18 protein-coding genes are annotated in these 22,580 nt (G+C 65.2%); 2 read left to right on the forward strand and 16 right to left on the reverse strand.

Annotation, left to right across the window (positions count from 1 at the left end; genetic code table 11):
- Positions 1-10: 10 nt before the first annotated feature.
- A complete protein-coding gene (locus ABGN05_RS27640; protein ID WP_367957258.1) occupies positions 11-487 on the forward strand; it encodes a DUF992 domain-containing protein in 477 nt (158 codons plus the stop codon).
- Positions 488-625: 138 nt separating this feature from the next.
- Here ABGN05_RS27640 and ABGN05_RS27645 read toward each other — a convergent pair whose 3' ends face one another.
- From ABGN05_RS27645 to ABGN05_RS27670, 6 genes are all read right to left on the reverse strand, one after another.
- On the reverse strand, positions 626-2,089 hold the full coding sequence (locus ABGN05_RS27645) for a hypothetical protein (protein WP_367957259.1): 1,464 nt from the start codon (positions 2,087-2,089) through the stop codon (positions 626-628).
- Between the two features lie 69 nt (positions 2,090-2,158).
- Positions 2,159-2,854 (reverse strand): phytanoyl-CoA dioxygenase family protein, encoded by a 696-nt coding sequence (locus tag ABGN05_RS27650; RefSeq protein WP_367957260.1) that lies wholly within the window; start codon positions 2,852-2,854, stop codon positions 2,159-2,161.
- Complete coding sequence (locus ABGN05_RS27655; protein ID WP_367957261.1) at positions 2,851-4,251, reverse strand: NAD(P)(+) transhydrogenase (Re/Si-specific) subunit beta; 1,401 nt, start codon at positions 4,249-4,251, stop codon at positions 2,851-2,853. The genes ABGN05_RS27650 and ABGN05_RS27655 overlap by 4 nt, the downstream gene beginning before the upstream one ends.
- A gap of 10 nt (positions 4,252-4,261) precedes the next feature.
- The gene (locus ABGN05_RS27660) at positions 4,262-4,678 is read right to left on the reverse strand and encodes an NAD(P) transhydrogenase subunit alpha part 2 (RefSeq protein WP_367957262.1); all 417 of its coding nucleotides are present in this window, start codon (positions 4,676-4,678) and stop codon (positions 4,262-4,264) included.
- The gene (locus tag ABGN05_RS27665; protein WP_367957263.1) at positions 4,678-6,126 is read right to left on the reverse strand and encodes a Re/Si-specific NAD(P)(+) transhydrogenase subunit alpha; all 1,449 of its coding nucleotides are present in this window, start codon (positions 6,124-6,126) and stop codon (positions 4,678-4,680) included. Before ABGN05_RS27665 ends, ABGN05_RS27660 begins: the two co-directional genes overlap by 1 nt.
- A gap of 55 nt (positions 6,127-6,181) precedes the next feature.
- Positions 6,182-6,409, reverse strand: a complete 228-nt coding sequence (locus ABGN05_RS27670) for an aa3-type cytochrome c oxidase subunit IV (RefSeq protein WP_367957264.1) — start codon at positions 6,407-6,409, stop codon at positions 6,182-6,184.
- 156 nt (positions 6,410-6,565) lie between these two features.
- Between ABGN05_RS27670 and ABGN05_RS27675 the strand changes: the two genes are divergently transcribed.
- On the forward strand, positions 6,566-7,147 hold the full coding sequence (locus tag ABGN05_RS27675; RefSeq protein WP_367957265.1) for a Uma2 family endonuclease: 582 nt from the start codon (positions 6,566-6,568) through the stop codon (positions 7,145-7,147).
- A gap of 21 nt (positions 7,148-7,168) precedes the next feature.
- Here ABGN05_RS27675 and ABGN05_RS27680 read toward each other — a convergent pair whose 3' ends face one another.
- The 10 genes from ABGN05_RS27680 to ABGN05_RS27725 all read right to left on the reverse strand — a co-directional run bounded on the left by ABGN05_RS27680 (position 7,169) and on the right by ABGN05_RS27725 (position 22,323).
- The gene (locus tag ABGN05_RS27680) at positions 7,169-8,017 is read right to left on the reverse strand and encodes an ABC transporter ATP-binding protein (RefSeq protein ID WP_367957266.1); all 849 of its coding nucleotides are present in this window, start codon (positions 8,015-8,017) and stop codon (positions 7,169-7,171) included.
- A gap of 73 nt (positions 8,018-8,090) precedes the next feature.
- Positions 8,091-9,413 (reverse strand): ABC transporter substrate-binding protein, encoded by a 1,323-nt coding sequence (locus ABGN05_RS27685; RefSeq protein WP_367957267.1) that lies wholly within the window; start codon positions 9,411-9,413, stop codon positions 8,091-8,093.
- 129 nt (positions 9,414-9,542) lie between these two features.
- A complete protein-coding gene (locus tag ABGN05_RS27690; protein WP_367957268.1) occupies positions 9,543-10,622 on the reverse strand; it encodes a branched-chain amino acid ABC transporter permease in 1,080 nt (359 codons plus the stop codon).
- 9 nt (positions 10,623-10,631) lie between these two features.
- On the reverse strand, positions 10,632-11,585 hold the full coding sequence (locus ABGN05_RS27695; RefSeq protein ID WP_367957368.1) for a branched-chain amino acid ABC transporter permease: 954 nt from the start codon (positions 11,583-11,585) through the stop codon (positions 10,632-10,634).
- Positions 11,585-12,427 (reverse strand): ABC transporter ATP-binding protein, encoded by an 843-nt coding sequence (locus ABGN05_RS27700; protein WP_367957269.1) that lies wholly within the window; start codon positions 12,425-12,427, stop codon positions 11,585-11,587. The genes ABGN05_RS27695 and ABGN05_RS27700 overlap by 1 nt, the downstream gene beginning before the upstream one ends.
- Positions 12,424-14,409: an AMP-dependent synthetase/ligase gene (locus ABGN05_RS27705; protein WP_367957270.1), complete on the reverse strand. Its 1,986-nt coding sequence runs from the start codon at positions 14,407-14,409 to the stop codon at positions 12,424-12,426. The genes ABGN05_RS27700 and ABGN05_RS27705 overlap by 4 nt, the downstream gene beginning before the upstream one ends.
- Positions 14,410-14,661: 252 nt before the next feature.
- Entirely contained in the window at positions 14,662-15,336 is a 675-nt protein-coding gene (locus tag ABGN05_RS27710) for a Crp/Fnr family transcriptional regulator (RefSeq protein ID WP_367957271.1), read from the reverse strand.
- Positions 15,337-15,414: 78 nt separating this feature from the next.
- A complete protein-coding gene (locus ABGN05_RS27715) occupies positions 15,415-16,197 on the reverse strand; it encodes an N-acyl amino acid synthase FeeM domain-containing protein (RefSeq protein WP_367957272.1) in 783 nt (260 codons plus the stop codon).
- Between the two features lie 210 nt (positions 16,198-16,407).
- Positions 16,408-18,720 (reverse strand): putative bifunctional diguanylate cyclase/phosphodiesterase, encoded by a 2,313-nt coding sequence (locus tag ABGN05_RS27720; RefSeq protein ID WP_367957273.1) that lies wholly within the window; start codon positions 18,718-18,720, stop codon positions 16,408-16,410.
- Between the two features lie 135 nt (positions 18,721-18,855).
- Positions 18,856-22,323 (reverse strand): indolepyruvate ferredoxin oxidoreductase family protein, encoded by a 3,468-nt coding sequence (locus tag ABGN05_RS27725; RefSeq protein WP_367957274.1) that lies wholly within the window; start codon positions 22,321-22,323, stop codon positions 18,856-18,858.
- Between the last annotated feature and the right edge of the window lie 257 nt (positions 22,324-22,580).

Raw genomic sequence — 22,580 nt, forward strand, 5'->3', positions numbered from 1 at the left:
GATCACGACGATGAACATTCGCGCACTTACGGCCGCCGCCATCATCACGCTGGCACCGGCGACCGTCCACGCCCAGGAGGGTGTGAAACTCGGTCTACTCGACTGCGTCGTCGAGGGCGGCGCCGGCTTCATCATCGGCTCGACCAAGGATGTGAGCTGCACCTACGCCCCCGCCGACGGGGCGATGCCGGCAGAGCAGTATTTCGGCGTGATCAGCAAGTTCGGTCTCGACATCGGCGTGACCGGCGCGACGATCATGCAGTGGCTGGTGCTCGCGCCGGCTCCCGACGTCTACGAGCCGGGTGCGCTGGCCGGTGACTATGTCGGGGCGAGCGCCGAGGCTTCCGCCGGTGTCGGCGTCGGCGCCAACCTGCTCGTCGGCGGCTCGGACGAGAGCTTCACCCTCCAGCCCGTCAGCGTGCAGACGCAGACCGGCGTGAACCTCGCCCTCGGCGTCACCAGCTTCGAGCTGCGGTCGGCGCAGTAGTAGCCGATCCAGCGACAGCCTAAGCCGGCGTTGAATTCCGAAACGGACGGGTCGCGGCAGAAGGCGTGGCCCGTCCGCTTATGGTTCTGTCAGTTCGGGCTGCCCACGGCTTGATCGTGCTCTGCCACTTCCGTCCACTTACGGCCTGATCGCGTCGTCTGCGCGCCTTGCCAGGTCGACCGCTTCGCGCAACGCCTTCAGATGGTCCGTCGCGGCGGCTTCCCCTTCAACCTTCGATCCCGCCGCCTCCGTCGACCAGTAGTGCGTATGGGTGAAGAGCCGCGTGCGCATGCCGAAGAGTGTCCACTCCAGCCGCACCCGGTGCTCCTCGACGCCGCCGCCGAAATTCTCGCGCATCGGGCCCGAGAACGGATCGCCGGTCGACCAGCCATTGCCGATGTCAAAGATGTTGGTCCACCGCGTCGCCGCAAAGCAGGCGGCGTGATGCACAGCGCGGATGCGCGGCCGCTCGTAGTAGAGCAGCGTGCGCCTGGAGCGTGAATCCGAAATCGGCGGCGACAGCGAATAGAGCCGCTCCTCCGCGCCTTTGCGGAACGCGTCCGCGTTGCGCGCAATCAGGAACTCGGCGTGGCTGAGCGGGCTGCCGAGCGTGACGAAATCGCTGAACTTCCAGGGTTTCTCGTTGACGGCGCTTTTCACCTTCAGGCGCGAGAAGAGTTGCCACTGCGCCCGGCGGAACGCCTCCAGCTGCGCCTGGTCCAGCGGCACGGCGCCCTCCCGCGGCAGCGCGGCGAAGGCTCCGACTGCATGGATAGCGCGCACGACCTCCCGGTCGCGCGGCCACTCGAGCCCGCGGGGCCGCCGCTCGGCCCAGAGGATCTGCAGGAGATCATAGGCGATGATCGATCCGAGGCTGTGGCCGACGACGACGATGCGGTCGTATTCGTCGTCGTCGGCCAGCGCCCGCAGCAGGCCGAGCCCTCTCTCGCGCACCTTGGCGCGGCTCTCGACCGTGTCCGGCGTCGCCTGCACATAGGCCGCCACGTCGCCGAAGTAGGGCAACGCGAACTGATCGAGCACCCACAGGACGAACGAGGCCGCGATCGTCAGCAACACCGCCGTGACGGGCAAAAGCCAGGCGCCCCAGAACGAGAAGGCAAGCAGAGCCGCGGCAAGTGCGACGACCACTGCGAAAATCCAGGTCGCGACATAGAGTTTCCGCGCATCGGGGGGAATCTCGGAACGGCTTCGCAAGAGCAATTCGCGGATCCAGGCGAAAAGGCGCGCCCGCGTCGTGCCCTGGGTCAAGTCCGCCCAGTAGAGCTCGTAGAAGTCCGTGCGCCGGCCCTTTCTGTCATAGGGCGTGGTGATGCGGCGCAGTTCGTGCGAGGCCGTGCGCCTGTCGGGCGTGATCCAGCTCTGGTTGACCCGCGCCGCGCCACTTCCGTCTGCCGGCGCCTTGCCGCGATGGGGCGGCGTCAGATCGGGATCGCGCGTCCAGAGCGCCTCGACGAGGCTGCGGATGGTAGCCATCGGCCGCTGCTCGCCGATGCCGTGGATGACGACCACCGCCTGCTTCTGCCTGCGCGCAGCCGCGGCAGGCTGCGAGACGGCGCTGCTGGAAGGCTCCGGATCATCCATGGACTGAGCCCTAACATGAACCCCCCGCATCCTACGCCAGCGGGCGCCGATGTCCAACCGCTGACGGGGTCAGCCGCGCCAGCGAAGCGGCGCCGGCAGGTCGTCGGGACTGTAGTCGACATGCAGCACGCGCCGCCGGGACGGCCGGGCCGAGCGAACGGACCTGTGGATCGTCGTCAGCCGTATGGCGAGGATGTCGCCGCTCTTCGCCATGCATTTCACCGCAACGCCCGCCCGTACGGCTTGCTCCACGTCGGCTGCGGGTACGCGGCCGAGACGATGCGATCCGGGAAGGATGTCCAGCGCGCCGTTCTCAGCGCCGGCATCGTCGACATGGAGACGAAGGGTGATCATGCGGGACAACAGCCAAACCGGCGGCTCGACATGGTCGACGCCGTTTTTACGGTTCCAACTGGCGAAACCGTCCACCTCGCATCGCTCGGCAACCGCGATCGTGCGGTCCTGATGCCACGGTACAGCCCAGTTGACCTCTGGCGTCTTGTCGAAGAAGACGACGCGCACCGGCCGCATGAAGTCGCCTGGCGCTTCCGAGAATTGCTGCGCGACCAGTCCGAGGTGGCCGCCGGGCGCCAGGATCGCGGCCACTCCGGGGTCGGCTTCAAGGGATCGCACGCCCGCGCGTCCGTCGATGCTCTTGGCAAAGGCCTCAGCGACGAGCCGCACCACCGAAAGCGGAACGGCGCCGGAGATGATCTCGGCGCCGTGCTCCCAAAAACTCAGGTCTGCCGCAGGCAGCCCCGTCAATGCTCCATCGCCTTGACGATCTCCTCGGTCATCTTCTTGGCGTCGCCGAGCAGCATCATGGTGCCGTCCTTGTAGAACAGCGTGTTGTCGATGCCGGCATAGCCCGAGCCGAGCGAGCGCTTGACGAAGAGGCAGGTACGCGCCTTGTCGACGTCGAGGATAGGCATGCCGTAGATCGGGCTCGACTTGTCGTCGCGCGCCGAAGGGTTCGTCACGTCGTTGGCGCCGATGACGTAGGCGACGTCGGCCTGTGCGAATTCCGAGTTGATGTCCTCGAGTTCAAAGACCTCGTCGTAGGGCACGTTCGCCTCCGCGAGCAGCACGTTCATGTGCCCCGGCATCCGGCCCGCGACCGGGTGGATCGCGTACTTCACCTCGACGCCATGCGCCTTCAGCTTGTCGGCCATCTCGCGCAGCGCGTGCTGCGCCTGCGCCACCGCCATGCCGTAGCCCGGCACGATGATGACCTTCTGGGCGTTCATCATCAGGTAGGCCGCGTCGTCGGCCGAGCCCTGCTTGACCGTGCGGTCGATGCCGTCGTCGCCGCCCGCCGCCGCCGTCTCGCCACCGAAGCCGCCCAGGATGACCGAGATGAAGCTCCGGTTCATGCCTTTGCACATGATGTAGGACAGGATCGCGCCCGACGAGCCGACCAGCGCGCCGGTGATGATTAGCGCGAGGTTGCCCAGCGTGAACCCGATGCCCGCCGCCGCCCAGCCGGAATAGGAATTGAGCATCGACACGACCACCGGCATGTCGGCGCCGCCGATCGGGATGATGATCAGCACGCCGAGCGCCAGCGAGACGAGCACGATGAGCCAGAACACCGTCGTGCTTTCGGTGGTGACCAGCATCACGATGAGAATGACCAGCGCGATCGCCAGCGAGGCGTTGATGACGTGCCGGCCCCCGATCATGATCGGCTTGCCGGACATGCGCCCGTCGAGCTTCAGGAAGGCGATGATCGATCCGGTGAACGTGATGGCGCCGATCGCCACGCCGATCGACATTTCCACGAGCGCCTGGCTGTGGATGTCGCCGATGATGCCGATGCCGAAACTCTCGGGCGCATACATGGCCGCCGCCGCGACCATGACCGCAGCCAGACCGACCAGCGAGTGGAATGCCGCGACGAGTTGCGGCATGGAGGTCATCGGGATCGAGCGCGCGATATAGGCGCCCGCGCCGCCGCCGACGGCGAGACCCACCACGATCAGCAGCAACCCGCCGAAGCTCGGCGTGGCCAGCGCCAGCGTGGTGAGGATGGCAATTCCCATGCCCACCATGCCGTAGGTGTTGCCCTGCCGGCTGGTCGTGGGGTGCGACAGTCCGCGCAGCGCCATGATGAACAGCACGCCGGAGACGAGGTAGAGAAAGGAGGCGAAGTTTTCATTCATCGTTCGGCGCTCACTTCTCTTTCTTCTTGTACATCGCCAGCATGCGCTGGGTGACGAGGAAGCCGCCGAATATGTTCACGGATGCAAGCACGAGCGCGATGAAGCCGAAGCCGGTCGCCAGCCCGGAGGCCGAGATGCCCACGGCAAGCAGGGCACCCACGACGATCACGGAGGAAATGGCGTTGGTCACGGACATCAGCGGCGTGTGCAGCGCCGGAGTCACCGACCAGACGACGTAGTAGCCGACGAAGATCGCCAGGACGAAGATCGCGAGCCGGAAGACGAAGGGGTCGATGGCGCCGCCGGTGACGCTCGTGCCGAGCGCCGCCGCCGCCTCCGCCGCGTTCTGGTCTTCAAGCGCCATGCGCACTGAAGCCGCCGCCTGGTCGAGCTGGTCGAGCGCGTGTTCGAGAGCCGATTTTTCCATCAGACGCCTCCCTCGGGCTTGGACGCATCGTCTGTGCCGCCCGCCGGATCTTCCATTACCGCCGCGCCATCGGAGCGCTTGTCGACAGGTCCCTTCAGCGGAGCCGCCGCCTTTGCTTTCGCAGCGGCCGGCTTTGCCGCCGCGGCTTTCGGCGCGGACTTGCGGGGCACCGGTTTCCTCTTGGGCTTCGGCGACGCATCGAGACCGGCTTCCGTCCCCGTCGCCGCCTTCAGCATGTCGGGATCCGGTGGAGCGTTGTCGGCCGGCGCCGCGAGCTCGTCGACCTTTTCAGGCTTGGAAACGGCAGGCTTCGCTACCGGGGCCGAGGCAAAATTGGGATGCACCACCTCGCCGCCGTGCGTGAGCAAGGTCGCCTTGACGAGTTCGTCGTCGCGGTTGATCGCCAGCGACTTGTTCTGCTTGTCGATCAGGGTCTCGAGGAAGGCGTAGAGGTTACGGGCGTAGAGCAGCGACGCCGAAGCCGCGATGCGCCCCGGCACGTTGAAATGGCCGATGATCCTCACGTCGTTGTCGGTCGTGACCACCTTGCCGGCCACCGCACCCTCGACGTTGCCGCCCCGCTCGACCGCCAGGTCGACGATGACCGAACCCGGCCGCATCGACTTCACCATGTCGGCCGAGACCAGCCGGGGCGCCGGGCGGCCCGGGATCAGGGCGGTGGTGATGACGATGTCCTGCTTGGCGATGTGGTCGGCCACGAGCGCCGATTGAGACTTCTTCTCGTCCTCGGTGAGTTCGCGCGCATAGCCGCCCTCGCCCGAGGCGTCCTTCAGCGCGTCGGTCATGATGAACTTCGCGCCCAGAGAGGCGACCTGCTCGCCGGCGGCCGCGCGCACGTCGGTGGCGGTCACCACCGCGCCCAGCCGGCGCGCCGTGGCGATCGCCTGCAGGCCGGCGACGCCAGCGCCCATCACGAAGATTTTCGCGGCGGGAACCGTGCCCGCCGCCGTCATCATCATCGGGAACGCACGATCATACGCCGCCGCGGCGTCGATGACCGCCTGGTAGCCGGCGAGGTTCGCCTGGCTCGACAGGACGTCCATCGACTGCGCGCGGGTGATGCGCGGCATGAATTCCATCGCGAAGGCCGTGACGCCCGCCTTGCCCATCGCCGCGACGGCGGCTTCATGGCCGTAGGGATCCATCGTCGCAATGACGACGCCGCCCTTCTTGAAGGACTTGAGCTCGGCCTCGCGGGGCCGGCGCACCTTCAGGACGATGTCGGCTTTGGACGCGTCGGACGATGTCCCGATCGCAGCGCCGCCCTTCGAGAATTCCTCGTCGGTGATGCGGGAATCCCGGCCGGCCCCCGTCTCGACCACGACGTCGAGACCCAGCGCCACCATACGCTTTACGGTATCGGGCGAGGCCGCGACGCGCGGCTCGCCGGCACCAGACTCGTTCGGCACGAAAACAGTCAGTCCCACCGTCTACTCCCTCCGGTTGGAACCTCTCCTCCCTCTCGTCGGGAAGAGCGGTGCATCAGCGCAGTATATACGACGCCAGCGCCACCACGAGGATAAACACGATCAGGGACGAGAAGAAGCCGCCGCCAGCGAAGAACCCGAACGCCATGGCGATCATCAGCGCGGCACAGACGATGATGCCGTACTTGGTCATGAAAAGGAACATCGAGTAGGTCTTGTCGTGTTCCGCGTAGTCCATGTCCGCGCCCATCTCGACCGGACCGGTCGGCGTGTCTTCAGCCATCGGTATGCCCCGTTGAAAATTCCTGTTGCGCACATACCGAAAAGCCGATGCGAGGGCAATGCCGCGATCGAGACGCATATGGACGCATTCCGCCGCGCTTCATGGTGGCAGATCACTCTGCTATGATCGTTGAAGAAGGTAGCGGGACCCTTGCCGATGGCCGAGCGCCAGCCGAAGAGAATGACGGTCGAGGAGTTCTTCGAATGGCAGCAGCGCCAGGACAAGAACTACGAACTCGTGGACGGCGTACCCGTATTGCACGTCAAGGCGATGACGGGGGCCAGCCGGCGGCATGACTGGGTGACCGTCAACGCGCTTGCCACCCTGTTCAACGCGCTCCGCGGCAAGCCGTGCCGCCCGATGACGAGCGACCAGTCGGTGGAAACAGATCGCGGTACACGTCGGCCCGATGTCACCGTCGACTGCGGAAAGGCGGAAGGCCGTTCGATGTCCGCCGCCGATCCTCGCCTTGTCATCGAAGTGCTCTCGCCGTCCACCATCCGCTTCGACCGGTTCCAGAAGATCGAGGAATACAAGCGTCATCCCTCGATCCGGGTGATTCTCCTCGTCGATTCGGAAGCGCCACAGGTCACCGTCTGGCGTCGCATCGAAGGCGAGTGGACCTATTCTGAACTCAGGGGCCTCGAAGCCGTCATCGCCCTTCCCGAGATCGAAGCAGCGCTGCCGCTTGCCGATCTCTACGCCGATCTCACCTTCGAGCAGCCTGGAGAGTTCTGAAGGCTCCGCCGCGATCTCCGCTCACGCCAGCCAGCGCTTGCGGCGCTTGTAGTGCTTGACGTTCTTGAACGACCGCCGCCCCTCGCCGCCGACGCCGAGGTAGAACTCCTTCACGTCCTCGTTCTCGCGCAGTGCCCTGGCCTCGCCGTCGAGCACGATGCGGCCCGATTCGAGGATATAGCCGTGGCGCGCGTAGCGCAGCGCGATGTTGGTGTTCTGTTCGGCCAGCAGGAAGGACACCCCCTGCTCCTCGTTGAGCTTCTTGACGATCTCGAAGATCTCCTCGACCAGTTGCGGGGCGAGCCCCATCGAGGGTTCGTCGAGCAGGATCATCTTGGGCCGCGACATGAGCGCCCGGCCGATCGCCGTCATCTGCTGCTCGCCGCCGGACGTGTAGCCGGCCTGCGATCCGCGCCGTTCCCTGAGCCGCGGGAAATAGTCATAGACCATCTCGAGATCCCGCTTGATCCCGGCCGCGCCGTCCTTACGCGTGAAGGCGCCGGTCAGCAGGTTCTCCTCGACGGTCAGATGACCGAAGCAATGCCGGCCCTCCATCACCTGGATACAGCCGCGCCGCACGAGATCGTTCGGCGACAGCGCCTCCACGCGTTCGCCTTCGAAGTGGATGCTGCCCTTGGTGACCTCGCCGCGTTCGGCCCGCAGCAGGTTGGAGATCGCCTTCAGCGTCGTCGTCTTGCCGGCGCCGTTGGCGCCGAGCAAGGCGACAATGCCGCCGCGCTGCACGGTCAGCGAAACGCCCTTCAGCACGAGGATGACGTGGTTGTAGATCACCTCGATGTTGTTGACCGCCAGGATGGCGTCGGCGGCGGCTTCGGTCTTGCCGTCCCGATCGATGTCGACAGCCGTCATGCGAGCCTCGTTCCTCCTCCGGGATGTAGTCCGGCCCGCCCTGGGGGCGAGCCGGCCGGCCTTCTTCGAACCGTCAGTTCGAGAGGCACTTCTCCTCGCGCTTGGGCCATGGCGCGTTGGCGGTCGTGTACTCCTCCGCGGCCTTCTCGAGCATTGGGCGCACGACGTCGGTCATCGGCGAAAACCACTCGCCCGCCTTCTGCCAGTCCTTGCCGTCCCATTCGACGACGTAGACCTGGTGGTGGCCGGAGTGGTCGGAGCACGACAGCTTCACCGGCTTGGCGAAGCCCTCCATGCCGATCTCCTTCAGGCGCGCCTCGTCGACGTTGAGGTTTTCGAGGCCGGCGCGCATGTCGGCGGCGTCGATCACTTTCTTGCCGGTGAGTTCCTGCGCCTGCCGGATGCCTTCAGCGATCAGCATCGAGTTGTAGACGCCACGGTTGTAGAGGTTGTCGGCGAACTTCGCCGGATCGACCTGGCTCTTGCCGGCATCCACCACATATTTCTTGATGTCCTGGATGACCGGATAGTCGCTGCCCACTCCGTGGAAGTTCATCGTGCGGTAGCCCTTGGCATCCTCGCCGCCGGCGCCCGCGTCGTCGTTACCGCCCGACCACCAGATGCCGTAGAACTTGTCCATAGGATAGCGGATCTTCACCGCTTCCTTGACCGCGGTCGGGTTCATGGCGCCCCAGCCCCACATGATCATGTAGTCGGGACGGTCGCGGCGCACGTTGAGCCACTGCGACGACTGGTTCTGCATCTCCTTGCCCGGCACCGGGTAGAGGGTGAGTTCGAAGCCGTATTTCTTCGAGAAGTCCTCCAGCAGCGGGATCGGCTCCTTGCCGTAGCCCGCGTCGAGATAGATGTAGCCGATCTTCTTGCCCTTCAGGCTCTCCATGCCGCCTTCACGGTTGGCGATGTCGGTGATGATGGCCGAGGCGCCGTCCCAGTAGGTCGCGGGCGGATTGAAAACCCAGGGGAAGGAATCGCCGACCGCCGCCGCCGAAAGCCCGTAGGCCATCGAGAGCACCGGGATCTTGTCGACGCCCGCCTTCGGGATGACCTGCAGCGTGATGCCGGTCGAATAGGGCGAGATCACCAGCGGGTTCTTCGCCTTGACCTGCTCGTAGCATTCGACGCCCTTCTGGGTGTCGTAGCCGGTCTCGCACTCCTCGACGTTGATCTTGACGCCGTTGATGCCGCCGTCGCGCTCGTTGAGCATGGTGAGATAGTCGCTCATGCCGTTGGCGATCGGAATGCCGGAGCCGGCGTAGGGGCCGGTCCGGTAGCTGAACAGCGGCACGTAGACGCTGTCCTGCGCCAGGGCGGGCAGTGCCGCCGTCGACGCCATGGCGGCGAGAATGCCGCCGACAATCAGCGATTTCAGTCTCATGTCGTTCCTCCCGTTGCACTGGCCGCAAGGCCGTGTGTGAGCCTTTTCCTCCAGCAGGATCCGGACAAGGCTCGAAGCCCGGATCGTAGGCTGTCGTCCTGCACGCGCAGGCATTCTTCGGTATGGCCCTCACGCATAGGGGAAGGGCCACACCCTGAGCTTTTCCTTTCCGATCTGCCAAAGCCGGGCGAGACCATGCGGTTCGAGGATCAGGAACGCCACGATCAGAGCGCCGATGATCATCGAGGTCACATGGGTCGCCGTCTCGGCCGCGATCGGAATGCCGATCATCGGTGGCCCCGCGCGAAGCAGGATCGGCAGGATCCAGATGAAGGCGGCGCCGAAGAAGCAGCCGACCAGGGAGCCCAGTCCGCCCAGGATGGCCATGAACAGCACCTGGAAGGACAGCGTGATCGAGAACGCCGAAGGCTCCGCGGCGCCGAGATAGAAGAACACGAACATCGCTCCCGCCACGCCGCACAGGTACGACGAGACGGCGAAGGCGGAGAGTTTGGCGTAAAGCGGCCGCACGCCCATCAGCTCGGCGGCGATGTCCATGTCGCGGATCATCATCCACTGCCGGCCGATGCGCCCGCGCAGGAGGTTCTTCACCAGGACGGTGAGAAGGATCACGATGGCGAGGACGACGTAGTAGCGCGGGATGCTGCCGGCGGCCGGCCCCGTGACCGTAACGCCGAGGAGCGTCAGGCCCGGCACTTCGATCGCCCCGGAGGCGTTGTAGTTGTAGAGCCAGGGAATGCGAATGAAGCACCATTCGAAGAAGAACTGCGCCGCAAGCGTGGTGACCGCGAGGTAGAGCCCCTTGATGCGCAGCGACGGCAGGCCGAACACCACGCCGGCCGCCGCCGCGAAAATGCCCGACAGCAGGATATGCGCGACGATCGGAACGTCGGGAAAAATCGTCGCCAGCTTGTAGCAGGCATAGGCGCCGACGCCCATGAAGCCGCCCGTGCCGAGGGAGAGCTGTCCGGCGTAACCCGTCAGCACGTTCAGCCCTATGGTAGCCAGCGCCAGGATCAGGAAGGGAATGGCGATCGCGGACATGAAAAAATCGTTCGCGACGAAGGGAACGACGGCGATCGCGATGAAGAGGATGACTGCGACCCCGATCCGGTCCTGCAGGATCGGGAAGACCTGCTGGTCGGCCGCGTAGGTCGTCTTGAACTGTCCGGCTTCGCGATAGAACACGGCTCGCCCTCACACCCGCTCGATGATGCGTTCGCCGAACAGGCCCTGCGGCCTGAACAGCAGGAAGACCAGCGCGATCATGTAGGCGAGCCAGCTCTCGATGCCGCCGCCCACCAGCGGTCCCCAGTAGATCTCGCCGATCTTCTCGCCGATGCCGATGATCAGCCCGCCGACGATGGCGCCCGGGATCGAGGTGAAGCCGCCCAGGATAAGCACCGGCAGTGCCTTCAGCGCCACGATCTCCAGCGCGAAGGAGACGTCGGAGCGCGCGCCCCACATGATGCCGGTGGCAAGCGCGACGATGCCGGCCGCGAACCAGACGATCGCCCAGATCTGGTTGAGCGAAATGCCGACCGACTGCGCCGCCTGGTGATCGTCGGCCACGGCGCGCAGCGCCCGTCCGATCCGCGTCTTGTTGAAGAAGAGTGCAAGCGAGGCGACCATGATGATGGCGATCACCGCGGCGGCGATGTCGATGTGCTGGAGGATCACCAGCCCCTGCTCGCCGATCTCGAAGGCGGTCGAGCCCGTGGGCAGACCGAGTTCCTCGGTGATCATCTGCTTGGGCTCGCCGCCGAACACGAACTCACCAAAACCGATCAGGAAGTAGGTCATCCCGATGGTCGACATCAGGAGGATGATCTCGGGCTGGTTGACCAACGGGCGCATGACGAAGCGTTCCACCGCGATCGCCAGCAGCGCCATGACGCCGATCGCCAGGATCAGCGCCAGGAAGGCCGGCACTCCCGCCTCGTGCAGCCCGACCAGGGTCAGGCCGGCAAAGACGACCATGATCCCCTGCGCGAAATTGAAGACGCCGGAGGCCTTGAAGATGAGCACGAAGCCCAGCGCGATCAGCGCGTAGAGAATCCCGGCCACAAAGCCTTCCCATATCACCTGGATGAGGAAGTCGGGCATCGACACCATCTGCGCGAAGGGGTCTACGAAGATCTGGTAGAGCATCATCCCTCCCCTTCGTCCTGGTGCGAGACGCCGAGATAGGCGTCGATGACGTCCTGGTTCGCCTTCACCTCGTCGGGCGTCCCGTCGCCGATCTTGCGGCCGTAGTCGAGCACAACCACGCGGTCGGAAATGTCCATGACGACGCCCATGTCGTGCTCGATCAGCGCGATCGTGGTGCCGAACTGGCTGTTGACGTCGAGGATGAAGCGGCTCATGTCCTCCTTCTCCTCGAGGTTCATGCCCGCCATCGGTTCGTCGAGCAGGAGCAGCGACGGCTGGGCCGCCAGCGCCCGCCCAAGTTCCACCCGCTTCTGCAGCCCATAGGGCAGCCGGCCGACCGGCACCTTGCGGATGTGCTGGATCTCCAGGAAGTCGATGATCTCTTCCACCTTGCGGCGGTTGGCGATCTCCTCGTTCAGCGCCGGCCCGAAATAGAGAAGCTGCCACAGGAAGTTGCGGTGCATGGCCAGTGTGCGGCCCGCCATGATGTTGTCGAGCGTCGTCATCCCCTTGAACAGGGCGACGTTCTGGAAGGTGCGCGCGATGCCGGACGCGGCCGCCTGGTAGGGCGCGATCTTCTTGCGCTCCTCGCCGCGGAAGGTGATCGTGCCCTCCTGAGGCGTGTAGAAGCCGTTGATGACGTTGAGCATCGAGGTCTTGCCGGCGCCGTTGGGGCCGATGATGGCGCGTATCTCTCCCTTGCGAATGTCGAACGAGATGTCGGAAATCGCCTTCACCCCGCCGAAGCGCAGCGAGACGTTCCTCACCTCCAACAACACCTCTCCCTTCGCAAGTCCATCCCCGTCCATCGCCAGGTCTCTCGGATCGACCGCGCGATTCATTCGGCGGCTTCCTTCATCGGGGTCTCGGCACCGCCGAACACGGGCGCATCGAAGATGCGAACCGTGGCGCTGACGCGGCCCTTGCGGCCGTCCTCGAAGGTCATCTCGGTCTCGACGTACTTCTCCGTGGAGCCGTCGTAGAGCGCCTCGATCAGCTCGCCGTAGCGCTCCGAGATGAAGGAGCGGCGCACCTTCTGCGTGCGTGTGAGTTCGCCGTCGTCCGCGTCGAGTTCCTTGTGCAGGATCAGGAAGCGCCGGATCTGGGATGCCGCCATCATCGGCTCCCCGGAGAGCTTCCGGTTCGCCGCTTCGACGTGCGCGCCCACGATACGGCAGACTTCCGGATGCTGGGCCAGTTCCTGGTAGGACCCGTAGGACAGGTTGTTGCGTTCGGCCCAGCTTCCGACCGACTGCAGGTCGATGTTGACGAAGGCGGCGCAGAACTCGCGGCCGTCGCCGAACGCCACCGCCTCCTTGATGTCGGGAAAGAACTTCAGCGTGTTCTCGATGTATTTCGGCGCGAAGAGCGCGCCCGACCGCAGCTTGCCGACATCCTTGGCGCGGTCGATGATCTTGAGGTGGCCTTCCTTGTCGATGAAGCCCGCGTCGCCGGTATGGACCCAGCCGTCCGGTGTCTTGGTGGCGTGCGTCGCCTCGTCGTTCTTGTAGTAGCCGACGAAGACGCCCTCGGAGCGGTAGAGCACCTCACCGTTCTCGGCGATCCTGATCTCGACGCCCGGCGAGGGAATGCCCACCGTGTCGGCGCGTATGTTCCCGTCCGGTTGCGCGGTGACGTAGACGCAGGCCTCCGTCTGGCCGTAGAGCTGCTTCAGGTTCAGCCCGATCGACCGGTAGAATCGGAAGAGTTCCGGCCCGATCGCCTCGCCGGCCGTGTATCCGACCCTGAGGCGGGACATGCCCATCCGGTTCTTCAAGGGACCGTAGACCAGCAGTTCCCCGACGAGATACCTGAGGCGATCCCAGAGGCCGACCTGCTCGCCGTTCAGGATCGGCTCGCCGACCTTGCGGGCGTGGGCGAGGAAATAGTCGAACATGCGTTTCTTCAGGCGGCCGGCATCCTGCATGCGGACCATGATCGCCGTCAGCAGCCCCTCGTACACGCGCGGCGGCGCGAAGAAATAGGTCGGGGCTATCTCGCGGCGATCCTCCGTCACCGTCTCCGGGCTCTCCGGGCAGGAGACGCAGAAGCCGGCGGTGTAGGATTGCGAATAGGAGAAGACGTGGTCGCCAACCCAGGCGAGCGGCAGGTAGGCGATGATGTCCTCGTCGCTTCCGAGGTCGTCGAAGGCGTTTCCGTGCAGCGCTGACTTCACGAGATTGTCGTTCGACAGCATCACGCCCTTGGGGCGGCCGGTCGTCCCGGACGTATAGAGGATGACACCGAGATCGCCGCCCGTGCCGGCGGCGACCGATGCCTGCCATCTGGAGACCTCCTGCGGATCGGCGGCGATCAGGGAGAGGCCCTTCTCACGAACCTCGTCATAGGCATGCAGATGCGTGTGATCGTAGTCGCGCAGGCCGCGCGTCTCGTCGTAGATGATCTGCGTGAGCGATGGCACCTTCTCGGCGATCGAAAGGAGCTTGTCCACCTGCTCCTGGTCCTCGACCACGGCGTACCTCACCTCGGCGTGGTCCAGGACGTAGGCCATCTCCTCGGCGACCGAATCGGCATAGACGGGGACCGGAATGCCGCCGATCGACTGGACCGCCGCGAAGGTCCAGTAGAGGCGCGGCCGGTTCGATCCGACCACGGCAACCCTGTCGCCGCGCTTCAGCCCCAGGGCCGACAGGCCGATCGCGAAAGCCCGCACCTCCTCCAGCTGCTGCTTCCAGGTCCAGCCCTGCCAGATTCCGAGATCCTTGTGGCGCATGGCCGGGCGGTCGGCGAACCGCTCCGCATTCAAAAGCAGATACTTCGGAAAGGTGTCGAGCGTCGTTCCGGCTTTGGCCGTCGCAAGCATCTCCGGTTTCCTCCCAGACCCCGCCTTGTTCCTGCGGTTGGTCCCATTCTTATGAACCGCCCTACCCCGCCATGCAAGTTGGACATGCACCGGTTGGAAGGCCAGTTTTCAACCCTTGATCCACTGCGGGATCGTTGCATCGAACATCCCACGATCAAGGGTGATCGGCAACTTCGCGATTGACAGACAAGGGGCCGGGTGGTCTGGTAACGGGGCGAACTTCTTGTCCGCCACGGCCAGCTCCCCCACACGTCAGGGCTCGTAGCGTCTCAACCCTTCGAGGTCGATGACGCGTATGCGACCGTGTTCGGAGGCCAGGAGCCCTTCCTGTTCCAGTTCCTGCAGCGAGCGGTTGGCGACGGCGCGTGAAACGCCGGCCAGCAGGCCCAGTTCTTCCTGCGAAATCTCAATGTCGGTCCGCACTTCGGGGTAAAGCACGGGATTGAAGAACCACGAGAGATGCCGCGCCACACGGGCCCGCGGGGTCAGTATGCGGTCGTGCTCGATCGTGGCGATGAACTGGCCGACCCGCTCGTTGAGCTGGCGCACGAGAAAGCGGTTGAAGCCCTTCGAGTTCTCGTAGAGCCACGCAAAGGTGGACCGGTTCATCATGGCGAGCCGAGTGTCGCGTATCGCCACGACGTCGTACTGGCGCGGCTCGTCCTTCAGGACGGAGCCTTCGCCGAACCAGCTGCCGTTCGCGACGCCGGCAAAGGTCATCGCCTTGCCGTTACGGGATATCGCGCTGACCTTGACCAAACCCTCGACCACGCCGGTCCAGTAGTCCAGCCTGTCGCCCCGATGGCAGATGTAGGCGTTCTTGGGGAACGTCCTGTCCACGACCCCGCGCAACGAGCGCTCTATCTCTTCATCGTCCAGCTCGCGAGCCCAGATCGCGTTCCTGACGAACTCATCCCTTGATGTCATATCTCCCGCCGGTATCGGCCCAGTTTGGCCCGTTATGGCGGCGGCACGGGATCAAGACAAGCGTGGCATATGCGCCGCTCAGGCGGCCTTGCGCATGTATTTTGCCGTAGGCAGGACGGTCAGCGGCGCAGGATCGCCCTTTCGGGTCGTCCCGAACAGAAGCCGCTGTTCGACCGGCGACGACCAGAAGAACGGGAACCGCGCGAACGTCTCGTCCTGGATGGCCAGCACGTCGGCCTGGTAGAGCAGTGCGAAGCAGTTGATGACCCCTTCGTAGGGACGCGCGTCGCCAATCGGGCGCGACCGGTAGACCCGCTTGTAGAAGGCCGCGTGATCCTCCCGGATCATGGAGATGCAGTATGGCGCGTTGAAGTGGAAGCAGGCCATGCCGGCCAGCCGCAGCGTCAGGTACGGGATCTGCGGGTAGAGGCGCGACCACTCCGGATCGGCCGCGAACCGGCTCGGCTCCACGAAGCGGTCGCCCATAAGCAGGCGCGGCATCAGGACGTCGGGGTACACTGACATCGACGGCGACCAGGGTGTCCGCCGGCTCACGTCGTGCAGACGCAGCGTGCTGACCAGATTTCCGTCGATGTAGACGCCAAAGCGATGGCAATTCGGGAGGTCGTCGAAAGCGTCGTGGACCGTGCCTTCGGCATTCTCCGGCACAAGATCGTTCAGCCGGTAGGATTTGTAGCGGAGGCGGTAGATGCTCTCCAGGTCCTCGCCGCTCTCGACACGCCGGTACTCGGTCCGTTCAAGCACTGAGAAGACGTTGCGCGTGAAGGCGTTCACGACTTCCGGCGCGTCTATCGATTCAAAGCGGGCCGCATCGCCCTGCATGATCGGATACGCATTCATCCACTCAAGATCCCCGTACACGTGACCAGAACGGTACCCTAGCCGGTTCTTAAGTAAAGGCGAAACTTCTAAGCGTGCCGTTTACCCGTTGTTAACCTTAACGCAGAGGCCCCCGTATTACGCGATCGCACCATGACGTAACGTACGAAACGGGGAAATGTCCGCTCGAGGGGGAGGAATTGCGGCCGGAGACGGCTGCCGGCGGGCGGATCAGCCGGCCGCGGCCATCCGGGCGCGCTTCAGGTCTTCGCTGAAAGGCCAGCCGCTGTGTGCCATGGTATCGATCCCCGCCGGGCTCAACGCCGACCCGAACAGAAAGCCCTGCAGGAGGTCGGGATGGACTGCCACCGCCAGGATCTTGAGCTGCTCGAACGTCTCGACGCCCTCGATCGTGACCGTGAGCCCGAGTTGGCGCGACAGGTTGACGACGCCCTTCAGGAGTTCCAGCGACCGCTCGTTGCTGGTGATGTCCTGCAGGAAGCTGCGGTCGATCTTGACCTTGTCGAGGGGCAACGTGTGGAGATAGCTGAGCCCGGAATAGCCGGTACCGAAATCATCCAGCGCGATCCTCACGCCGAGCGCGCGAATCTCCTCGAGATAGTCGCGGGTCGAGCACTTGTCGTCCAGCACCGCCGTTTCGGTCACCTCGATCTCGAGGCGGCTGGGTTCCAGGCCGGTCTCCTCGAGGGTACGCCGCACAGTCTCGACGATGTCGGCGTCACGGAAATCGCGTGCGGAGAGATTGACCGAGACGCCGAGCGGCGCCGGCCATTTGCCGCACTCCCGGCAGGCGGCGGCCAGGACCTGGCGGCTGATTTCGGTGATGATGCCCATCTCCTCCGCGAGCGGGATGAAGATTCCGGGCGAGACGTTTCCGAGTTCCGGATGTTGCCAGCGGCACAGGGCCTCGCAGCTGGTGATCCGCATCGTGTCCATGCCGACGATCGGCTGGTAGACCACGCGCAGCTCTCCCGTCGCGACTGCGTTGCGCAGGTCGGCCTTGAGCATCTGCCGCTGCCGGAACGCGGCGTCCATTGTGGATTCGAACAGCCGCCAGCCGTTCTTGCCCATTTCCTTGGCTTTGTAGAGGGCGAGATCCGCCTTGACGACCATGTCGTCGAAGTCCGAGATCGCGACCGGCCGAAGCACCGCGCCCGCGCTTACCTGGATGCGCAGAACGTGGCCGGCGACGTCCACTTCCTCGCGAAGCCCGTCGAAGATGCCGTCGAAGATCTTGCCGAGGCTTAGTTCATCCTCCACCCGGTCGAAATAGATGACGAACTCGTCTCCCCCGAAGCGGCTGACGCGCGTGTTCTCGTCGGCGAAGAAGGAGAGCCTCTCGGAGATCGCGTAGATCAGCCCGTCGCCCACCGGATGGCCCAGCGTGTCGTTGATGCTCTTGAAGTCGTCGATGTCGAAGATCGCCAGCGCGCAGAGGCGGTCGCGGTCGCCGCCGCTCATCTGCTCGGTGACGAGTTCGTGGAAATAGGCGCGGTTGGCCAGCCCGGTGAGGCTGTCGAACCGCGCCATGGTGCGGATCTTCTCCTCTGCATGGACCCGCTGCGTCACGTCCTCGAAGGTGATGACCCCCAGGTCGTCGCTGCCCTCGCGCGCCGAGAATTCAAGGTGCCGGCCGTCGGTCAGGTCGACGAGAAGCTTGCGGCCGCAGCCGTCGCGCAACGCGCGCGAGAGCTGGGCCTCGACGAAGCTGCAGTCCTTGCGGTTGATGAGGCCACCCGCCGCGCCGCGAAGCAGCAGCGCCTTGAGGCTGCGGCCGATGAGACGCTCCGGGTTGCCCACCCGCATCAGTTCGGCCGCCTCGGCATTGGCCACGATGACCCTGCCGTCGGCGCTCAGCATGATGAGGCCGTGCGACATGGTGTTCAGCGCCCGGTTGAAGCGCTGCGCCAGGCGGTTCGCCTTCTTCTCTTCCGAGAGCGCCGAGAAGAGCACCTCCCGGACGAGTTCGGCGTATTTCCGGATGGCGTAGAAGAAGGGTATCGAGAGAAGCCCGAGGATGACGTGGAAAGCGTCTCCGCGCAGCATTAGTCCAAGCGAGATCGGCCAGGTCGCGGCGACGATCTGGAACATCACGAGGCGCGGCGAGCCGTAGTTGCGGCCGGCGATCGACGTGACAGAGGCGAGCGTCACGCAGACGGCGGCGATCTCCGCGAACTGGTCGTAGGCAAGATAGATCGCCGAAAAGCAGAAGAGGCCGAGGGTGGAGGCATGCAGCGTCCCCCACAGGATGTAGATATTCTCGCGATGACGGCCCTCGTCGCGGTCTATGCACGGCGGGGCGTCGCGATACTTGTTGACGTGGTAGAGCCGCAGCAGACCGATGCTGAGGATGCAGAGTGCGACGCCGAGATAGACTTCCAGGCCGGTCCGAAGATAGACGAGCACGGCCAGCAGCGACTGCGCGGCAATGCCGATCGCCAGGGTGGCTCCGTCACGAAACAGCGTCTGCACGAACGGCAGGTAGATGTCGAGCGGCAGTTCGTTGTTGCGTCTCGTCGGCATCGGGAATCCCGTGTCTCAGGGCGAAGACATGACACGGTCGCATTAAAGAATGTTTAGCCGCCGGGGTTGCAGACCGCCAAACTTGATGAGCGCCTCATATACCGAGGCTGCGATTCCCTTCGCCAGAAGTCCGTACTACTCCGCCGCTTCCAGCACCTTCGTGCTCTTGTCCAGCCTGTCCAGGAGCCTCAGCCGCTCCGCTTCCGCCTTCTGCGCATTCGCCGCCTTCACGTGGCCGAAGCCCTTGATAAGCGACGGCACCGAAGCCAGCGCGGTGGCGGCGTCGAGCCTCTCGCGGGAAAGCTTCTGGCCGATGAGCGCCAGATCCTCTTCGTACTGATCGAGCAGCCGCCGCTCCATGTGCCGCTCCGCCGAACGGCCGAATGGATCGAGCACGGTCCCGCGCAACCCCTTCAGCCGCGCGAGCAGACGGAAGCCACCCATCATCCAGGGTCCGAACGAGGACTTGCGCGGTTTGCCGTCGCTCCCCTTGCGCCCCATGATCGGCGGCGCGAGGTGGAACTCCAGCCGGTCGTAGCTCTGGAACTGTGCGTCGAGCTGCCGGCGGAAACTGCCGTCCGTATAGAGCCGCGCCACCTCGTACTCGTCCTTGATGGCCATGAGCTTGAAGAGGTTGCGCGCGACCGCCTCGGACAACTGCTCCGAACCGGGAGCGACGCTCGTCTCCGCGGCGCGGATGGCGGCGACCTGCCTCTCGTAGCGGTTGGCATAGGCGCGGTTCTGGTAGGCGGCGAGGAATTCCGAGCGCCGGGCGACGATCTCGTCGAGGCTCGCCGAGAGCGTCCTGTCGGCCGGACCGTTTTGCGCGTCCGAGGCCAGGCCGCGAACGAACTCCGGATCGTGCGCGGCGCGACGGCCCCAGCGGAAGGCGGCGTGGTTCATCGCCACCGCCTGGCCGTTCAGTTCGATCGCCTTCTCGATCGCCTCGGCCGAGAGCGGCACGCCGCCGTGCTGCCAGGCGAAGCCGAGCATGAACATGTTGGCGCCGAGCGAATTGCCAAACAGCGCCGTCGCGGTGCGGGTCGCATCGAAGAAATGCGCGTTGCCTTCGCCGGCGGCCGTCCGGATCGCCCGTTTCAGGCGCTCGGTCGGCAGCGAGAAATCGGCGGACCGCGTGAAATCGCCGGGCATGACTTCCGCGGTGTTGGCGACGAACACGGTGCGGTTCTCGCGCACGGCGCCCAGCACCTTCTTCGACCCCGACACCACGAGGTCGCAGCCAAGCACCAGGTCGGCCTTGCCGGCAGACACCCGGATGGCGTGGATGTCCTCGGGCGTCCTGGCGATCCGAACATGGCTGAAGACGGCGCCGCCCTTCTGCGCGAGGCCGGCCATGTCGATCATGCCGCAGCCCTTGCCTTCGAGATGCGCGGCCATGCCAAGCACGGCCCCGATGGTGACGACCCCGGTTCCGCCGATGCCGTCGATGATCCCCGACCAGCCGTGCTCGAGATCGGTGCGGCGCGGTTCGGGCACCCCGTCCAGCGGATCGGCGCTGCCGGCCACGCCCCCGGCCTTGCGGAGCTTGGCCCCGTGGACCGTCACGAAGGACGGGCAGAAGCCGTTGACGCAGGAGAAATCCTTGTTGCAGGACGACTGGTCGATCCGGCGCTTGCGGCCGAACTCGGTCTCCAGCGGCTGGATCGACACGCAGTTCGACTGCACGCCACAATCGCCGCAGCCCTCGCAAACCAGTTCGTTGATGATTACCCGCTTGTCCGGATCGGGGAAGGTGCCGCGCTTGCGCCGGCGGCGTTTCTCCGCCGCGCAAGTCTGGTCGTAGAGCAGCACGGAGACGCCCTTCACCTCGCGGAGTTCGCGCTGCACGGCGTCGAGGTCGTCGCGGTGATGCACCGTCGCGCCCGACGGGATGGTGACGCCGCCGTATTTCTGCGGCTCGTCGGTGACGATGGCGATGCGGGATACGCCTTCCGCCCTCACCTGCTCCGCCACCATGGGCGCCGAGAGCCCACCCTCGTGCGGCTGTCCGCCGGTCATGGCGACGGCGTCGTTGTAGAGGATCTTGTAGGTGATGTTGGCGCCGGACGCGACCGCGAAGCGGATCGCCAGCGAGCCCGAATGGTTGTAGGTGCCGTCGCCGATGTTCTGAAAAATGTGGTCGCGCGTCGAGAACGGCGCCTGGCCGATCCACTGAGCGCCCTCCCCGCCCATCTGCGTGAAGCCGACGGTGGAGCGGTCCATCCACAGCGACATGAAATGGCAGCCGATGCCCGCGCCGGCCAGCGAGCCTTCCGGCACTTTGGTCGACGAATTGTGCGGGCAGCCGGAGCAGAAGTACGGCGTGCGGTTCCCGACGTCCTGCGTGTCGGCCAGCATCGCCTGGAACTGCTTCAGCTGGTTGACCCGGGCCGCGACTTCATCGGAATGGCCGATGACCCTCAGGATGCGTTCGCCCAGCGAGATCGCGATGTCGTTGGGGTCGAGCGCGCCCTTCGCCGGGAAGAGCCAGTCGCCGCGTTCGTCCCTTTTGCCGACGACGGTCGGCTGGTGGTCGGTCCCGTAGAGGTGCTCCTTCACCTGCACCTCGATGAGGGAACGCTTCTCCTCGACGACGATCACCATCTCCAGCCCCGAAACGAACTCCCGGATGTGCTCCAGATCGAGCGGCCAGGGGCAGGCGACTTTGAACAGCCGCACGCCGATCCGGTTGGCGCCGGCTTCGTCGATGCCGATGTCCTCAAGTGCCTGCCGGACGTCGAGATAGCTCTTGCCGACGGTGATGATGCCGATCCTGGCGTTCTGCCCGCCGGAATAGACGATCCGGTTCAGCCCGTTCGCGCGGATGAAGGCCGCCGCCGCCGCCCGCTTGTATTCGTGCAGCCGCGCCTCCTGGCCCATCTGGTCTAGTTCGTGGCGGATGCTGAGGCCGCCGGGCGGCATGTCGAACTCCGGCACGACGATGTTCAGCCGGTCGAGCGACACGTCGACCGAGGCGGTCGATTCGATGTTGTCCTTTACACACTTCATCGCAGCCCACGTGCCGGCGAAGCGCGACATGGCGAAGCCGTAGAGCCCGTAATCGACGATCTCCTGCACGCCTGCCGGATTGAGGATCGGGATCATCGCATCGACGAAATGGAACTCGGTCGCATGCGCGTTGGTCGAGGACTCGGCCGTGTGGTCGTCGCCCATCAGCGCCAGCACGCCGCCGTTCTTCGAGGTGCCCGCAAGATTGGCGTGGCGGAAGACGTCGCCCGAACGGTCAACGCCCGGTCCCTTGCCGTACCAGACGGCGAAGACGCCGTCGTGCCTGCCTTCGCCCAGGAGTTCAGTCTGCTGCGAGCCCCAGCAGGCCGTGGCGGCGAGTTCCTCGTTGAGTCCCGGCTGGAAGACGATGCTGGATTGCGCGAGTTCCTGCCTGGCTTTCCACAATTGCTGATCGAGCCCGCCGAGGGGCGATCCGCGATACCCCGAGACGAAGCCTGCGGTGTCCAGCCCGCTCCGCCGGTCGCGCTCGCGCTGCATGAGGAGCATGCGCACGATCGCCTGCGCGCCGGAGATGAAGATGCGCTCCTTGCCGAGATCGTACTTGTCGGCGAGCGATACGTCGTGAAGCGTCATGGAGCCATGTCCTCGAGTGCTCGCCATCTTCGGGCGATTGCCACCTGGAAACGAGTCTTTCTTCCCGCCGCGCTCGCGTCAAACGAATTCGAGCGGGTCGCCCGCGGGAACGTGATCGTCGCGACCGGGGCGGGTGGAGCGGAAAGGCTCGGCGGTCTCATGCCGACATGCCGTCCAGGGTGCGACATTAGGTAAAACTACTATATGCGGAAAAAGCCGTTCGGTTTGAGCTCCAATCTCCTTTGATTGCACCTGCA

Source organism: Aquibium pacificum (assembly GCF_040839445.1).
In the GTDB taxonomy this organism is placed as follows: Bacteria; Pseudomonadota; Alphaproteobacteria; order Rhizobiales; family Rhizobiaceae; genus Aquibium; species Aquibium pacificus.

Coding starts and splice junctions, on each gene's coding strand:
- ABGN05_RS27640 (WP_367957258.1), top strand. CDS start 11: ATGAACATTCGCGCACTTACGGCCGCCGCCATCATCACGCTGGCACCG.
- ABGN05_RS27645 (WP_367957259.1), bottom strand. CDS start 2,089: ATGGATGATCCGGAGCCTTCCAGCAGCGCCGTCTCGCAGCCTGCCGCG.
- ABGN05_RS27655 (WP_367957261.1), bottom strand. CDS start 4,251: ATGAATGAAAACTTCGCCTCCTTTCTCTACCTCGTCTCCGGCGTGCTG.
- ABGN05_RS27660 (WP_367957262.1), bottom strand. CDS start 4,678: ATGGAAAAATCGGCTCTCGAACACGCGCTCGACCAGCTCGACCAGGCG.
- ABGN05_RS27670 (WP_367957264.1), bottom strand. CDS start 6,409: ATGGCTGAAGACACGCCGACCGGTCCGGTCGAGATGGGCGCGGACATG.
- ABGN05_RS27675 (WP_367957265.1), top strand. CDS start 6,566: ATGGCCGAGCGCCAGCCGAAGAGAATGACGGTCGAGGAGTTCTTCGAA.
- ABGN05_RS27680 (WP_367957266.1), bottom strand. CDS start 8,017: ATGACGGCTGTCGACATCGATCGGGACGGCAAGACCGAAGCCGCCGCC.
- ABGN05_RS27685 (WP_367957267.1), bottom strand. CDS start 9,413: ATGAGACTGAAATCGCTGATTGTCGGCGGCATTCTCGCCGCCATGGCG.
- ABGN05_RS27695 (WP_367957368.1), bottom strand. CDS start 11,585: ATGCTCTACCAGATCTTCGTAGACCCCTTCGCGCAGATGGTGTCGATG.
- ABGN05_RS27700 (WP_367957269.1), bottom strand. CDS start 12,427: ATGAATCGCGCGGTCGATCCGAGAGACCTGGCGATGGACGGGGATGGA.
- ABGN05_RS27705 (WP_367957270.1), bottom strand. CDS start 14,409: ATGCTTGCGACGGCCAAAGCCGGAACGACGCTCGACACCTTTCCGAAG.
- ABGN05_RS27710 (WP_367957271.1), bottom strand. CDS start 15,336: ATGACATCAAGGGATGAGTTCGTCAGGAACGCGATCTGGGCTCGCGAG.
- ABGN05_RS27715 (WP_367957272.1), bottom strand. CDS start 16,197: ATGAATGCGTATCCGATCATGCAGGGCGATGCGGCCCGCTTTGAATCG.
- ABGN05_RS27720 (WP_367957273.1), bottom strand. CDS start 18,720: ATGCCGACGAGACGCAACAACGAACTGCCGCTCGACATCTACCTGCCG.
- ABGN05_RS27725 (WP_367957274.1), bottom strand. CDS start 22,323: ATGACGCTTCACGACGTATCGCTCGCCGACAAGTACGATCTCGGCAAG.